The organism is Streptomyces sp. SudanB182_2057, from assembly GCF_964272715.1.
Taxonomy (GTDB): Bacteria; Actinomycetota; Actinomycetes; order Streptomycetales; family Streptomycetaceae; genus Streptomyces; species Streptomyces rubradiris.
This window is the reverse complement of sequence record NZ_OZ186798.1, coordinates 723,178-736,461: the sequence shown is the minus strand read 5'-3', so window position 1 is coordinate 736,461 and position 13,284 is coordinate 723,178. Positions and strand designations below refer to the sequence as shown.

Here is a 13,284-nt window from a genome sequence, read left to right as displayed (position 1 = left end):
CGTGAAGAGGGTCATTCGGTGGGTTCGGTACCGAACGTGGCGTAGACGCCCGGGCGGTCGCGGCGCAGCCACCACGCGAGCGGCAGGCCGAGGAGGAAGACGGCGGGCGCGGCGACGACGAGCACGACGTTCACGGCGCGTGGCGCACCGGTGAACAGGTCGATGTGGGAGACCACCAGCACGATCGCGGTCGCCAGCAGGACGGTGGCGAGGGCGGGTGCCAGCACCGTGCGCACCCGGCCCTCGGTGTGCCGTACCCGCCGGAAGTAGCGGAACACGGCGAGCGCGGCCAGCAGCTGGAGCAGCAACAGGCCGATCATGCCCGGGGTGTTCACCCACAGCAGCAACTGCTGGTACGGGTCGGCGTCGGCGGCCCAGAAGGCGAGGACGACCACGCCGCCGAGGGCGGTCTGGGCCAGGCCCGCGAGGTAAGGGGAGCGGTGCCGGGGGTGGACGCGGCCCAGCCGGCGCGGCAGCACGCCCTCCTCGGCCAGCGCCAGCGCGTAGCGGTTGATGGCGTTGTGGAAGGCGAGCAGCGAGGCGATGACGCTGGTGACGATGAAGACGTGCATCAAGTCGGCGGCCCAGCCGCCCACATAGGTGGTGATCGCGGTGAAGAAGAGCCCGGCCGGGTCCTCCCCGGCGGCCCGGACGACCCGGTCGTCGCCGAACGCCTGGACGGCGATCCAGACGGTGAACGCGTAGAAAAGGCCGAGGAAGCCGACGGCCGCGTAGGTGGCGCGCGGGACCGTGCGCGCGGGGTCGCGGGCCTCGCGGCGGTAGATGACGGTCGACTCGAAGCCGGTGAACGCGGCGAACGCGAAGGCGAGGACGGCCGCCGTCCCGGGCACGAACACATGGGCCGGGGCGAGCGAGGACAGGGAGAGGCCGTGCGCGCCGCCCCGCACCAGCACTCCGCCCGCCAGCAGCACGAGTATCCCGGTCTCGGCGACCAGCAGGACCCCGAGGACCTTGGCGCCGAAGTCGATCGAGCGGTAGCCGCCGTAGCCGATCAGCACCAGGCCGGCCAGTGCCACCGGCAGCCAGGGCACGTCGGCGCCGAAGAGGGCGTGCGCGGTGTCGCGGGTGGTGGTGGCGAGGAGGCCGTAGACACCGATCTCCATGCCGTTGTAGCCGATCAGGGCGAGCAGGGCGGCGCCGATCCCGGCCGGTCGGCCGAGGCCCCGGGTGATGTACGCGTAGAACGCGCCGCCGCTGGTGACATGGCGGCTCATGGGGGTGAAGCCGACGGCGAAGACGGCGAGGGTCAGCCCGGCCAGCAGATAGCCGACGGGCGCGCCGACGCCGCCCAGCAGCAGGGCGAGCGGGGCGACCCCGGCCATGACGGTCAGCGGCGCGGCGGCGGAGACGACGAAGAAGGCGATGTCGGCGGTGCCGAGGGTGCCGGACCGGAGGCCGGGCGCGTCGGACGGCGCGTCCTCCTCCGGGAGTCCGGCGGTGGTCACGGACATGCGGGGGCCCTTCTGACGGGGGAGGGGGTCCCGGTGGTGGGGCAGCGGGGTTGACGGGGGACCGGCGGGCGCGGCCGGGGTGGGCCGTCCGAACCGGCGTCTTGCGGGCGCGCGACGGGGTGGCGGGCGCCCGGGAGACGTAAACCTAAAGACTTTCGGTTTCCGCAATGTAACCTGCCGTTGGGCATCCGGGAAGACCTCAGGGGGACGCTGACCATGGGACGGCCGCGCACACCGCTCCTCGACCGCGAACGCATCACCACCGCCGCGCTCGAACTCATCGACGAGACAGGTGACTTCACCGTGCCGCGGATCGCCCGCGGGCTCGGCGTGCAGACCGGCTCGGTGTATCACCACGTGGACGGCCGGGACGGCATCGTGGAGCTGCTGCGCGAGCGCGTCTGCGCCGCCATCGACCCGGCCACCCTGGACCTGACCCCGTGGGACGCGGCCATGGAGGCGTGGGCGCGGTCGTACCGGGCCGCGTTCGCCGCCCATCCCCGGGTGATCCCGCTGCTGATGACCTCGCCCGTTCGCGCGCCCCGGGTCCTCGCCCAGTACGAACGCGCGGTGGGCGTGCTGCTGGCGGCCGGATTCGAGCCGCCCGGGATCATGCCGCTGATCGTCGCCCTGGAGAACCTGGTGCTGGGCTCGGCCCTCGACCTGGCCGCCCCGGAGGCGATGTGGGAGCTGGCGGACGGCACCCCGACCCCGCGCCTGGCCGAGGCCCTCGCGGCGGCGGGCGACGGCCGCGCCGACCGCGCCTTCGAGGTGGGGCTGATGGCCTTCCTCAACCACGCGCGGGCCCTGCGCGAGGGGCGGTAGCCGCTCAGCGGCCCCCTCACCGGTGCGAGGGCGGCGCGGGACGGGGCCCGTCCCGCGGGTTCCCGCCCGCCGTGTCCGTTCAGCGGGCCGGGATCAGGTCCCCGGTCAGCGGTACCTCCGGCCGGCCGGTGTTGTTCACCACGGCCAGGCGGGGGCCGTCCGGTTCCGGGTGCCACTGGCCGCCGACCAGGGGCAGCAGCGCGATGTTCGGGGTGGGGCCGGCCGTCCAGTCCAGCGGGCCCGCGATGGTGTCGAGCCGGGTACGGGCGACGGCGTCGGCGACCGAGGCGCGGTCGGCCGGGTCGTCGGCCGTGGCCAGGGCGTGGTGCGCGATCTCCAGCAGGGCGTGCGCGAGCCCCAGCGGCTGGAGCCAGGACGCGCCGGTGTCCTCCTCGTAGGCGCGGGCCAGCTCGGCGCACGTGCCGCCGTCCAGGCTGGAGCGGTAGGGGTGGCCGGGGCTCCAGTAGACGAGCGTGGCCACCCGCGCGTCACCGAGTTCCGCGTGCACGTCGGGGGCGGGGGTGGTGTGGGTGTGCGGATAGGTCAGCCAGCGTGAGCAGGTGATCAGCCGGGGCCGCGGCCCCGCCTGCCGGGCCTGACGGTGGAAGAGGGCCAGGTCGGTGGCGGTGGAGGCGCTGGTGACCAGGTCGGCGCCGTGCTCGCGCAGGCGGGCGGCCTGGTCCCGCAGGTCGGTGGCCGGCTCGTGGTAGGCGCCGAGGTCGGTCAGCGTGTGGCCGCGCCCGGACAGCGCCGCCTCGAAGCCGTACCGCTCGTGCCGCAGCAGCCGCCCCTGGAGGTCGTCGTTCCACAGGCAGCCGACGGCGGCCCGGGGCGTGAGCTGCTCCCACATCCCGGCGAAGACCCGGGCGATGTCGTCCAGGCCCCAGGCGAAGTGGTACGTCCACCGGAACCGGTGCCCGGGACCGGCGCCCCGCGCGTGCACGTACGCCTGCCAGGGGAACGTCGTCGACACGCACGGCACCCCCCTCTCCTCGCAGGCGTCCGCGACGGCGGGCAGCACCCGGGTTCCGGCCATGGTCAGCACGACCTGGGCGCCGTCCTCGTCCGCCAGGTCCCGCACGGCCTGCCGGGCGGCCCCGGGCTCCGAGCGGCTGTCCCGGACGGCGACGGTCACCTCGCGGCGCCGGCCGCCGTTGCGGACGTGCGCGAGGTGCGGTGCCAGGGCGCGCCGTACGTAGGAGAGCGGCGCGCCGAGCGGGGCCAGCCGCCCCGTCAGAGGAGCGACGACGCCGATGCACAGGGGGGCTGGAGCCATGGTGCCTGTCCTTCGCGGGGTTGTCTGCCGTGCGGTACGGGATCACTGGGGACAACGAGGAAGCGGAACGTCGGCTTCGGTCCGACGGGGTGAAAGGTCCCAGGCGGGAAGGGCGGCGGCTGTACGAGTTTCCCAGTACCGGCAGTAACATGATCACCTTGTTCCGGGTGTACCAGTCAGTCAACTAGGTGCCGTCCCCGACGGCGCCCTGCCCGGAGAAGTCCATGTCATCTGTCAATGACGCGTTGGAAAACGCGCGCTCCACCTACGAGCAGCACATGAACACGTGCCGCCAGTGCCATGCCGACGCCGCGCCCTGCGCCGTGGCCAAGCATCTGCTGCGTCTGTACAACCTCGCCCGCCGGGACGCGATGCGGGCCGCCGGTCCGGACGCGCCGACCGCCTGACCGGCACAAAGCGCTTTTCACCCGCCGCGAGGCGGGAACCCGGCCGCCTGTCCCGTTCTCGAGAGACACAGGAGGCCACTGTGACGGACCAGCACGGTGACCGGCCCGATCCGGTCACCCAGCACGCCCGCCCCGACTTCCCCTCCCAGGACCAGCCCCACCCGGGCTGGACCGGCCCCATGGACCCGCCGCCCGACCACGGCGAGGAGTCCTACCGCGGCGCCGGCCGGCTCGACGGGCTCCGGACCGTGATCACGGGAGGGGACTCCGGCATCGGACGGGCGGTGGCGCTCGCCTTCGCCCGCGAGGGCGCCGACGTGCTGTTCACCTACCTCGCCGAGGAGGCGGACGAGGCGCGCGAGACCGCCCGCCTGGTGGAGGACGCGGGCCGCAAGGCGGTCGCCGTGTCTTGCGACATCAGGGACGAGGACAACTGCCGCGCCCTGATCGCGCGGGCGGTCGACGAGTTCGGCCGCATCGACGTCCTCGTCAACAACGCCGCCTACCAGATGGCCCAGCCGGACGGCATCGAGGCCATCAGCACCGAGCAGTTCGACCGGGTGCTGCGGACGAACCTGTACGGCATGTTCTGGCTGACCAAGTTCGCCCTGCCGCACATCCCGGCCGGCGGCTGTGTCCTCAACACCACGTCCGTGCAGGCATACCAGCCCAGCCCGCACCTGCTCGACTACGCGATGACCAAGGGCGCCATCGTCACGTTCACCCACGGGCTGGCCCAGATGGTCGCCGAGCGGGGCATCCGGGTCAACGCGGTCGCGCCGGGCCCGGTGTGGACCCCGCTGATCCCCGCGACCCTGCCCGACACCGCTGAGTTCGGCAAGCAGAGCCCGCTCGGCCGCCCGGCCCAGCCCGCCGAGCTGGCGCCGGCCTACGTCTACCTCGCCTCGCCGCAGGCGAGCTACATCACCGGCGAGATCCTCAACGCGACCGGCGGCACCCCGCTGCCCTGACCGCCGGGCGGCTCGGCCCGGGAAGCGCGGCTCGACCACTCACCCCGGCGAGGACGGCTCGGCCGCTCAGCCCGGGAACGGCGGTTCGGCCAGGAGCTCCCGCAGCCACTCGGCGCTCTCCCGGGCTCCCGGCGCGGTGCCGGGGGCAGCGGGGAACATCCGGCCCCAGGAGGCGGCCCGGCCCAGCGCGCTCAGCCGCCAGGCCAGCTCCGCCGCACGCCGTAGCCCGGCCGGCGTGTGGCCGCCGCCGGTCCACGGCTCCAGATAGGCGTCGAGCAGCCGGGGCAGCACCCCGGGCCCGTAGCGGTCGCGGGCCGACTCGGCGGGGACGCGCAGGCTGCAGAACGGGTGGGTGACGGCGGCGTCGCCCCAGTCGAAGAAGGTGAACCGGCCGGGCGCCTGCCGCAGCAGCTGGCCGTCGTGCAGATCGGCGTGGTCCAGCGTGTCCGGTATGCCGACGGCGGCCAGCTCGGCACACCAGTCGGCGAGCCGGGGCCGCAGGGCCTCGAGCCGGGCGCGTTCGCCGGGTTCGAGCGCGGTGTTCGCGTCGAGCAGCCGGTCGAACAGTCCGGGCAGGGCGGCGGTGCGCTCGGAGGGCACCCCGAGCCGTTCCATCTCGGCGGCGCGCGCCACCAAGTCGCGCTGCATCCCGGCGTACTGTCCGAGCAGCGACTCCCACTCGCGCGGCTCGACCGGCTCCCGGTCGAGCACGGCCCGGAACAGCTGCCCGCCGTCGGGGAGCAGCGACCAGCCGCGCCCGGCGTCGACGGCCAGCGGGCTGAGCACGTGGTCCGGCACCCAGCGGGCCAGGGCGGCGGTCAGCGGGCCCTCGAACGCGGCGCTGCGCGGATTGGCCTTGAACCAGACGGCCCCCTGTCCGGTGACGGGCACCCGGACGAGCACCGACCAGGGCCGCAGCCGCACCCGCAGCGGGCCGTCCACGCGCAGTCCCCGCTCGGCGAGGTGCCCGCCCACCCAGTCCAGCACCGCCGCCCGCCAGGACCCGGACTCCCATGGAGTCACGGCGTCCGGATACGTTCCCCGGTCCACCATCGCTGTGCGTTCCTCTTGCATCGCCCCATCCCAGCAGCGCGTACGAGGGCGTGGCCAGCGATTTTTCCCGGGCGGCGCGCGGGCGCGTCAGTCCTTCACCGCCCCGCCCAGGCCCGAGACCAGGCGCCGCTGGACCAGCACGAAGAAGACCAGCACCGGCACCGTCATCACCGTGGACGCCGCCATGACACCGCCCCAGTCCGGTTCGTCGGGCTTGTAGAAGACCAGCAGGGCCATCGGCAGCGTCGACTGCGAAGTGTCGCTGATGATGAAGGACTTGGCGAACAGGAAGTCGTTCCAGGTGGAGATGAAGGAGAACACGCTCGTGGCCACCAGGCCCGGCAGGACCAGCGGGAACAGGATCTGCCACAGGAACCGCGCGCGGCTCGCGCCGTCGAGGTACGCGGCCTCCTCCAGCGACTCCGGAACGGCCCGTACGAACCCGCGCAGCATCCAGATCGCGAACGGCAGCGAGAAGGCGATGTGCGGCAGGATCAGCGAACCCAGCGTGTTCAGCAGGCCGAAGTCCCGCATCAGGAAGAACAACGGGATGGTGAGCGCCTCCACCGGCACCATCTGGGCCACCAGGAACATGATGAGCAGGGTGGTCCGGAAGCGGAACCGGAAGCGCGTGACGGCGGTCGCGGCGAGGAACGCGATCAGCGCGGAGGCGAGGACGACGCTCCCCGCGACCAGGAGGCTGTTGACGAAGTACCGGCCGAACTCGTGCTGTTCGAACACGCGCCGGAAGGAGTCCAGGGTGGGGGAGGCCGTCCAGGGCCGTGGCTCGGTGGACTCGATCTCCCCGGCCGGCCGGAAGGCACCGAGCAGCATCCAGTACAGCGGGAAGGCGACTACCGCGGCGACCAGCAGCGCGGTCGCCTCGGCGGCCAGCCGCCAGGGGCGCCGTACCGGAAGGCGTACGCGACTCACAGTTCCTCCCCTTGGCGGCGCAGCAGCCGCAGATACCCGAGCGTGACGGCCAGCAGGAGCAGCAGCATCACGACGCCGATCGCCGAACCGAGGCTGTACTGCGAGGACGCGAACGCCTTCTGGTAGGCGTACACGTTCAGCACCAGGTTCTGCCCGGCGATGCCGCCACCGCCCGTCATCACGTAGATCTGGGTGAACACCTTGAAGTCCCAGATCACCGACTGGACGGTGACGATGCCGAGGATCGGCCGCAGCATCGGCGCGAGCACCGAGCGCCAGATCCGCCACTGCGAGGCACCGTCCAGCGCGGCGGCCTCCAGCACCTCGCCGGGTATGGCGCGGATCCCGGCGTAGACCGTGATCATCACGAACGGGAAGGAGCACCACACCACTTCGAGCAGCACCAGCAGGAACGCGCTGTAACGGCCGTACGTCCAGGAGAAGTCGCCGAGCCCGAGGAGGCGGTTCACCGGGCCGAAGTCGGGGTCGAAGAGGAACAGCCAGACGGTGGAGCCGGTGATCGTCGGTGTCGCCCAGGCGCCCAGCGCGGCCAGCAGCAGCGCGAGCCGGGGGAGCGCGCGGACCCGGGTGAGCAGGACGGCGAGCGCGCAGCCCACCGCCAGCGTGCCGACCACACAGGCCGCCGCGAAGCCGACCGTCGCGAACAGCACCTGCCAGAACTGGTCGTCGGCGAGCAGGTCGGTGTAGTTGGCCAGCCCCCGGAAGCGGGTCGGCTCGCCGCCGCTGACCTGGGCCTGGGTGTACTCCAGGAACGAGATCAGCCCGAGCTGGTAGACCGGGTAGACCAGCAGGGCGCCCAGGACGGCGAGGGCGGGGGCGAGATAGAGCCAGGGGGTCCAGCCGCCGCGCGGGCGCGGGCCCTTGCGGCGGGAGGGCGTCGTCGCGGGGGCCGGCCGGGCGGGGGCCGCCGGGGCGCCCCGCTTCACCGGGGGCGCCACGTCCGTCGTCCGCCTCATCCGGCGGACCCGAACGCGTCGTCCATCTTCTTCGCCGCGGCGGCCGAGGCGTCCGCCACGTCCTTCCGGCCGCTGACGATCTCCTGGAACATGGTCGGCAGCACCAGTGAGGAGTCGATCTGCGCCCAGGCGGGCGTGACCGGCACGAACTTGGTGCCGGCGGCGAGGGTGTCGACGAACGGCTTGGCGAACGGCTCCTTGGCGGCGGCCTGTTCCCGCACGTCCGTGAAGGTGGGCAGGAAGCCCATCGCGTCGAACAGCCTGCCCTGTGCCTGCTTCGAGGCGAGCCGCTTCATCAGGTCCACGGCGAGCGTGCGGTGCGAGGTGCTCTTCAGCACCCCGATGTTGTTGCCGCCCGCGAAGGCCGGCGCGATCGAGCCGGCCTTCGCCCCGGGCAGCGGGACCACCGCGTACTTCCCCTTGGCCTTCCCGGCGTCCACGGCGGCGTGGCTGAAGTTCCCGCCGATCGCCATGGCGGCCTTGCCCGCGGTGAACGCGGTCACCGTGTCGTTGCCGGTCCAGCTCGCGCACTTGGCGGCGGGGCAGTTGTCGTCGCCGAAGAGGGAGGTGTACGCCTCGATGCCCTTGCGGGCGGCGGGAGTGCCGAGGGCGGCGGCGTACCCGCCGCCCTTCTCGGTGGCCAGGTCACCGCCGTTGGCCCACAGGAACGGCAGCGCGCCGTAGGTGTAGGCGCCCCCGACGGCCAGGCCGTACAGATCGGGACGCTCGGCGCGGATCCGCTTCGCGGTGGAGATCAGCTCGGCCTGCGTCTGCGGTACCCGCAGCCCGAGTTGGCGGAAGACGTCCGTGCGGTAGTACAGGGCCCGGATGCCGACGAAGTACGGCGCCCCGTAGACCTTGCCGTCCACGGTGACCGAGCGCCGGGCGGTGGGGTCGGTGTCCCGGGCCTCGCTCCAGGCGTCGAACTCCCGGGTGACGTCGGCGAGTCCGCCGTCCTTCACATAGCCGGCGGTGTCGGTGTTGCCGTACTCGATGACGTCGGGCGCGGACTTGGGGTCGTTGAAGGCGGCCTTGACCCGCTGGGCGCGGGTCTCCACCGGGATGTACTCCACGGTGACCTCGGCGCCCCGGTGCGCCTTCTCGAAGTCGGCGAGGACCGCGTCGACGACGCGTTGCTTGGGCTGGTTGTCGACCTCCTGGAAGAGCCAGACGCGCAGGGTACCGGTCTTCTCGTCCTTGCCGGAGGAGGAGGTGCCGGAGGTCTGGGGCGCGCAGGCGGTGGCCAGGACGGCGGCGAGCGCGGTGAACCCGGCAAGACGGACGGACAGCTTCATTGACTGTGCTCCTCCGATGAGGCGTTGCAACGTGCGCAATGCTGGTTTCGCTGTGCACAACGCCTCGGAGGCTAAAGGCTGCGTTCACATGCCCACAAGAGGTCTCCACCACTCTGTGACCACCCGACGCACACCGTGCAACGCCCAAGCGGACAAAGCGCCCGGAAGGTGCGTCAGCGCACCGGGAAACCGAAGGAGTACCCCTGCTCCTTCAGCCACGGCAGCAGGGTGCGCAGCGCCGCCACGGTCTGTGAGCGGTCACCGCCCGCGTCGTGGAAGAGGATCGTCGGGCCGTTGGCCAGCTCGCGCTTGACCGTGGCGACGATCGCCTCGCTGCCCGGCCGCTCGAAGTCCTTGGAGTCGACGTTCCAGCCCAGGGGCCGCATCCCGTGCGAGGCCGCCAGCTTCCGGCTGTAGGGGGTGAAGGCGCCGCCCGGGGCCCGGTAGTACATCGGCCGTACCCCGCCCGACGCCTTGGTGATCTGCCGCTCCGCGTCGAGGATCTGCCGCGCCTGGTAGGACTCGGACGCGTGGTCCATGCCGGTGTCGTGCGCGACCGTGTGGTCGCACAGCCGGTGACCGGCGGCCACCACCTGCCGGACCAGATCGGGGTGGGCCTCAGCCTGCGGGCCGACCATGCAGAACGTCGCCTTCACGCCGTTGTCCCGCAGCAGCGCCAGCACCTGCGGGGTCCAGACCGGGTCCGGGCCGTCGTCGATGGTGATGTTGACCGCGTGCGCGCCCCCGTCGGAGGCGTGGACTATCGACGGGGACACGGGCGCGGCCTTCGGCGCGGCAGGCCGGGCGGACACACCCGGCGTGGCCGGCCCGCCGCCGCTCTGGCCGGCCTGCGCCGACCACACCGACGTGACGGCGGCCACCGCCGTCACCCCGACCGCCGCCGCGATCACCCGGCCGTACCAGCCCCGTCCGCCATGCCGTGCCATGTCCGCCCCGCCCCTTGATGTGTCCGTCGTGCCGTTCGGTCTCCGTGCACCTGGCAGGACGGGCGGAAAAGATCACGGGATCCGGCTGTTACGGATCACGGACAATTCCGAGGCGCTTTGGCGACAGTGGCCGCCGGCCGGGGCCGGAAATCGCCCGTCGACGCGTCGCGACTGTTGATGCGCGGGCGGACCACCGCGTCCAATGGCCGTCACCGGCGGCGGACCGGCCGCCGGTGACGGACGTACGCATGTGGGGGGTTGGGGAGACAGTGCGTCATTCCAGAACACGCGCCGGGCGACCGGTGACAGGGCCGGGAACCCGGCCGAACGGATGGTCCGGTGCGGCGGCGCTCGTGGGCGCCGCCGCACTCGTCGTCTCGGCGGCCGCCGCCGCACCGGCGGCACCCGCGACGGCCACGGCACCCGCGACGGCCTCGAACGGGAGGTCCGCGACGACCGGACCCGGGGCGGACCCGGCGCCGCCCGCGCTGCTGGACGGCATCCGGGAACAGGCCCCGGCGGCCCGTACGGCGGCGGACGCCGCCCGCGCCCACCTCGCCGCCCGCAAGGACCGTTACCGGATCGCCGACCCCGGACGCGACCTCAGGCCCGCCGGCACCCTCGCCTCCGGCGGCCGGGAGACCGTACGCCTCCAGCAGACCCACCACGGCGTCCCGGTGCTGGGCGGGCAGTACCTCGTCCGCATGGAGCGGCACGAGGGCCGCCGGATCGTCACCGGCACCTCCGGCCGGTACTTCACCGGGCTGCGCACCGGCACGACCGCCGGCATCGACGACACCCTGGCCGTGGAGCGGGCGGTCGACGCCGTACGACGCGACCTGGCCGCCCGGGACTTCACCGCGGGCCCGGACGGCGAGGACGCGGACACCGCGCTCACCGGAACCGCCCACGGCCTGGTCGTCGTGCCCCACGGCACCGGCGTCCTGACCCGGCACATCACCGTGCGCGGCACCGGCCCGGCCGGCGGCGATCCGGTGCTGCGCGAGGTGTACATCGACGCCCGGGCCGGCTACCCCGTCCTCCAGTACAGCGGGATCCGCACCTTCGCCGCGCCCGCCGCGGCCCCGGGGCACGCGGCCCCCGCCGCCCTCGCCGCCGAGCCCGAACCGGACGGCACCACCGGCAGCGGCGCCCGGCTGGACGGCACCACCGTCCCGCTCGCCGTCACCCGCGACGACACCCGCGACGCCTACGTGCTGCGCGACCGCACCCGCATCCAGAGCGACCCCGGGCAGGTGCTCGCCACCTGGGACGCGGGCGGCCACTGGGCGAGCGACCTGTCCGGCGCCTGGCCCGACGACCTGCGGGAAGTCGCCTCACCCACACCGGAGTTCGGCGCCGAGGCAACCCGGTCCGGCGCGGTCGACGCGCACTGGGCCGCCGGGCAGGTCTACGACTACTACCGCGCCGGGTTCGGCCGGGACAGCCTGGACGGGCACGGCATGACCGTCAACTCCGTGGTCGGCGCCACCGATTACGGGCAGCCGTACGTCAACGCCTTCTGGGACGGCCAGAAGATGGTCTACGGCTCCGGCGACGAGGAGTACCGGCCGCTGTCCGCCGCCCTGGACGTGGTCGGGCACGAGATGGCCCACGCGGTCGTCTCGGCCTCCGCCGACCTGGTGTACGCGGGCCAGTCCGGCGCCATGAACGAGGCCATCGCCGACTACTTCGGCAACGCCATCGAGACCGACGCCCGCGGGCTGCCCATGGACGACCCCGACTCCGGGCTCGTGGGCGAGACCCTGTGCCGCACCAAGGACCCGCGCGGCTGCGCCTTCCGCGACCTCAACGACGGGCGTACGACGGCCGGTTCCTTCCTCGGCGTCGGCTTCGGCACCGACAACGGCGGCGTGCACCTGAACTCCACCATCTTCGCCGGCGCGCTCTGGGACATCCGCGAGGAGATCGGCCCCGAGCTCGCCGACGCGGTCGTCTACAAGGCGCTCACCGAATACCTCACCCCGCTCGACGGCTTCACCCGGGGCCGGGACGCGGTCCTCGCCGCCGCCAAGCAGCTGGGAGCCGGCGGGCGCGCCCTGACGGCCGTCCGGAAGGCGTTCACCGCGCACGGCATCGTCCCGCACTGGGAGAAGGCCCTCGGCATCGACTCCGACGTGCTGCTCTCCGGCGTCAACACCTACGACTCCCACCTCGGCGCGGGCGGCGGCTGGTGGGCCGCCGCCCGGTCGGACGAGTCCGGCTCGGAACCGTACTCGGTGTGGGCGGGCCGCACCGACGGCAAGGGGCAGCTCAAGCTCATGAGCCCCAACGACGGCCGCTACCACGTCAATCCGGCCACCGACGGCACGACGGTGGTCTGGCAGGCCCACGGGCCCACCGGCGTGGACATCCTCGCCCGGCCGCTCGCGGGCGGACCGGTGCGCACCCTGTGGCACGGCCGCGGCACCGGCTCGGCCCTCGGGGTCGACGGCGACACCGTGACCTTCGCCTACTACAACCACGGCGGCCGGGCCGGCGTGGCCTACCTGAGTCTGAAGGACCCGGCGAACCTCGTCACCATCGGCGGCGGCACCTACCACCGGGCGACCTCCCCGGCCGTCAGCCACGGAAGGATCGTCTACCAGGACCGGCAGCGCGTCCGCGCCGTGTACGAGTCCAGTACCCGGCTGATCGACGTGGCCACCGGCGCCCAGACGGTGCTCCAGAAGGCGGGGCCGGAGGTCTCGCTGGGCCCGACGGCCATCACCGCCGAGCACGTCTACTGGCTGCTCGACGCCGTCGGCCAGAACGGCACCACCACCCTGCGCCGTGCCGCACTCGACGGCTCGGACGTCACCGACCTCAGCCCGGAGACCGGACCCGACGCCCTGAACATCTCGGAGGTGACGGCCGGTGCGGACGCGGTGACGATGGTCGCCCGCACGCCCTCGGCCGAGATCTCCAACGCGGCGCTGTCCAAGCTCTGGCAGTTCACCCCGGACCGCGCGGGTGACGGCACCCGCCGCGCCCGCGTCTCGTGCGACCGGGGCGAGCAGCTCTCCGCCGCGGCGGCCGGCGGCACCCGGGTGGTCTGGCTGGACGCGACCACCGGCACCGGCAACGTGGTGACCCGGGCCCGCCCCAGCGGCACCTGCGCCTGACCG

Annotated in this window: 11 protein-coding genes; 4 read left to right on the top strand and 7 right to left on the bottom strand. The window is 73.4% G+C overall.

What is annotated here, in order from left to right; genetic code table 11:
• Nucleotides 1-11: 11 nt before the first annotated feature.
• Complete coding sequence (locus tag ACSURM_RS02960; RefSeq protein ID WP_436953184.1) at nucleotides 12-1,472, bottom strand: APC family permease; 1,461 nt, start codon at nucleotides 1,470-1,472, stop codon at nucleotides 12-14.
• A 216-nt stretch (nucleotides 1,473-1,688) separates the two neighbouring features.
• On the opposite strand from ACSURM_RS02960, the gene ACSURM_RS02955 reads away from it, so the two are divergent.
• Entirely contained in the window at nucleotides 1,689-2,297 is a 609-nt protein-coding gene (locus tag ACSURM_RS02955; protein WP_436953182.1) for a TetR/AcrR family transcriptional regulator, read from the top strand.
• A gap of 79 nt (nucleotides 2,298-2,376) precedes the next feature.
• Here ACSURM_RS02955 and ACSURM_RS02950 read toward each other — a convergent pair whose 3' ends face one another.
• Nucleotides 2,377-3,573, bottom strand: a complete 1,197-nt coding sequence (locus tag ACSURM_RS02950) for an ABC transporter substrate-binding protein (RefSeq protein ID WP_436953180.1) — start codon at nucleotides 3,571-3,573, stop codon at nucleotides 2,377-2,379.
• A 224-nt stretch (nucleotides 3,574-3,797) separates the two neighbouring features.
• On the opposite strand from ACSURM_RS02950, the gene ACSURM_RS02945 reads away from it, so the two are divergent.
• Together ACSURM_RS02945 and ACSURM_RS02940 are read left to right on the top strand one after the other, a co-directional pair.
• Nucleotides 3,798-3,980 carry a hypothetical protein gene (locus tag ACSURM_RS02945; protein WP_289967146.1) on the top strand — a complete coding sequence of 61 codons (183 nt, stop codon included), beginning with the start codon at nucleotides 3,798-3,800 and terminating at the stop codon, nucleotides 3,978-3,980.
• Nucleotides 3,981-4,060: 80 nt separating this feature from the next.
• On the top strand, nucleotides 4,061-4,951 hold the full coding sequence (locus tag ACSURM_RS02940; RefSeq protein WP_436953177.1) for an SDR family oxidoreductase: 891 nt from the start codon (nucleotides 4,061-4,063) through the stop codon (nucleotides 4,949-4,951).
• Nucleotides 4,952-5,017: 66 nt separating this feature from the next.
• On the opposite strand, the gene ACSURM_RS02935 is transcribed toward ACSURM_RS02940, so the two are convergent.
• The 5 genes from ACSURM_RS02935 to ACSURM_RS02915 all read right to left on the bottom strand — a co-directional run bounded on the left by ACSURM_RS02935 (nucleotide 5,018) and on the right by ACSURM_RS02915 (nucleotide 10,156).
• On the bottom strand, nucleotides 5,018-6,025 hold the full coding sequence (locus ACSURM_RS02935; RefSeq protein ID WP_436953175.1) for a phosphotransferase: 1,008 nt from the start codon (nucleotides 6,023-6,025) through the stop codon (nucleotides 5,018-5,020).
• A 66-nt stretch (nucleotides 6,026-6,091) separates the two neighbouring features.
• Nucleotides 6,092-6,937 carry a carbohydrate ABC transporter permease gene (locus ACSURM_RS02930; protein WP_359043617.1) on the bottom strand — a complete coding sequence of 282 codons (846 nt, stop codon included), beginning with the start codon at nucleotides 6,935-6,937 and terminating at the stop codon, nucleotides 6,092-6,094.
• Nucleotides 6,934-7,914 (bottom strand): carbohydrate ABC transporter permease, encoded by a 981-nt coding sequence (locus ACSURM_RS02925; protein ID WP_436953172.1) that lies wholly within the window; start codon nucleotides 7,912-7,914, stop codon nucleotides 6,934-6,936. Before ACSURM_RS02925 ends, ACSURM_RS02930 begins: the two co-directional genes overlap by 4 nt.
• Complete coding sequence (locus ACSURM_RS02920) at nucleotides 7,911-9,209, bottom strand: extracellular solute-binding protein (RefSeq protein ID WP_436953170.1); 1,299 nt, start codon at nucleotides 9,207-9,209, stop codon at nucleotides 7,911-7,913. Before ACSURM_RS02920 ends, ACSURM_RS02925 begins: the two co-directional genes overlap by 4 nt.
• Before the next feature lie 173 nt (nucleotides 9,210-9,382).
• Entirely contained in the window at nucleotides 9,383-10,156 is a 774-nt protein-coding gene (locus tag ACSURM_RS02915; protein WP_436953168.1) for a polysaccharide deacetylase family protein, read from the bottom strand.
• Between the two features lie 353 nt (nucleotides 10,157-10,509).
• Here ACSURM_RS02915 and ACSURM_RS02910 point away from each other — a divergent pair, with 353 nt between their 5' ends.
• Nucleotides 10,510-13,281 (top strand): M4 family metallopeptidase, encoded by a 2,772-nt coding sequence (locus tag ACSURM_RS02910; RefSeq protein ID WP_436953166.1) that lies wholly within the window; start codon nucleotides 10,510-10,512, stop codon nucleotides 13,279-13,281.
• The last annotated feature ends 3 nt before the right edge of the window (nucleotides 13,282-13,284 follow it).

What these genes read in the sequence shown, in the direction of transcription:
- ACSURM_RS02920 (WP_436953170.1), bottom strand. Translation starts at nt 9,209, where the DNA reads ATGAAGCTGTCCGTCCGTCTTGCCGGGTTCACCGCGCTCGCCGCCGTC.
- ACSURM_RS02915 (WP_436953168.1), bottom strand. Translation starts at nt 10,156, where the DNA reads ATGGCACGGCATGGCGGACGGGGCTGGTACGGCCGGGTGATCGCGGCG.
- ACSURM_RS02945 (WP_289967146.1), top strand. Translation starts at nt 3,798, where the DNA reads ATGTCATCTGTCAATGACGCGTTGGAAAACGCGCGCTCCACCTACGAG.
- ACSURM_RS02955 (WP_436953182.1), top strand. Translation starts at nt 1,689, where the DNA reads ATGGGACGGCCGCGCACACCGCTCCTCGACCGCGAACGCATCACCACC.
- ACSURM_RS02960 (WP_436953184.1), bottom strand. Translation starts at nt 1,472, where the DNA reads ATGTCCGTGACCACCGCCGGACTCCCGGAGGAGGACGCGCCGTCCGAC.
- ACSURM_RS02935 (WP_436953175.1), bottom strand. Translation starts at nt 6,025, where the DNA reads ATGCAAGAGGAACGCACAGCGATGGTGGACCGGGGAACGTATCCGGAC.
- ACSURM_RS02925 (WP_436953172.1), bottom strand. Translation starts at nt 7,914, where the DNA reads ATGAGGCGGACGACGGACGTGGCGCCCCCGGTGAAGCGGGGCGCCCCG.
- ACSURM_RS02950 (WP_436953180.1), bottom strand. Translation starts at nt 3,573, where the DNA reads ATGGCTCCAGCCCCCCTGTGCATCGGCGTCGTCGCTCCTCTGACGGGG.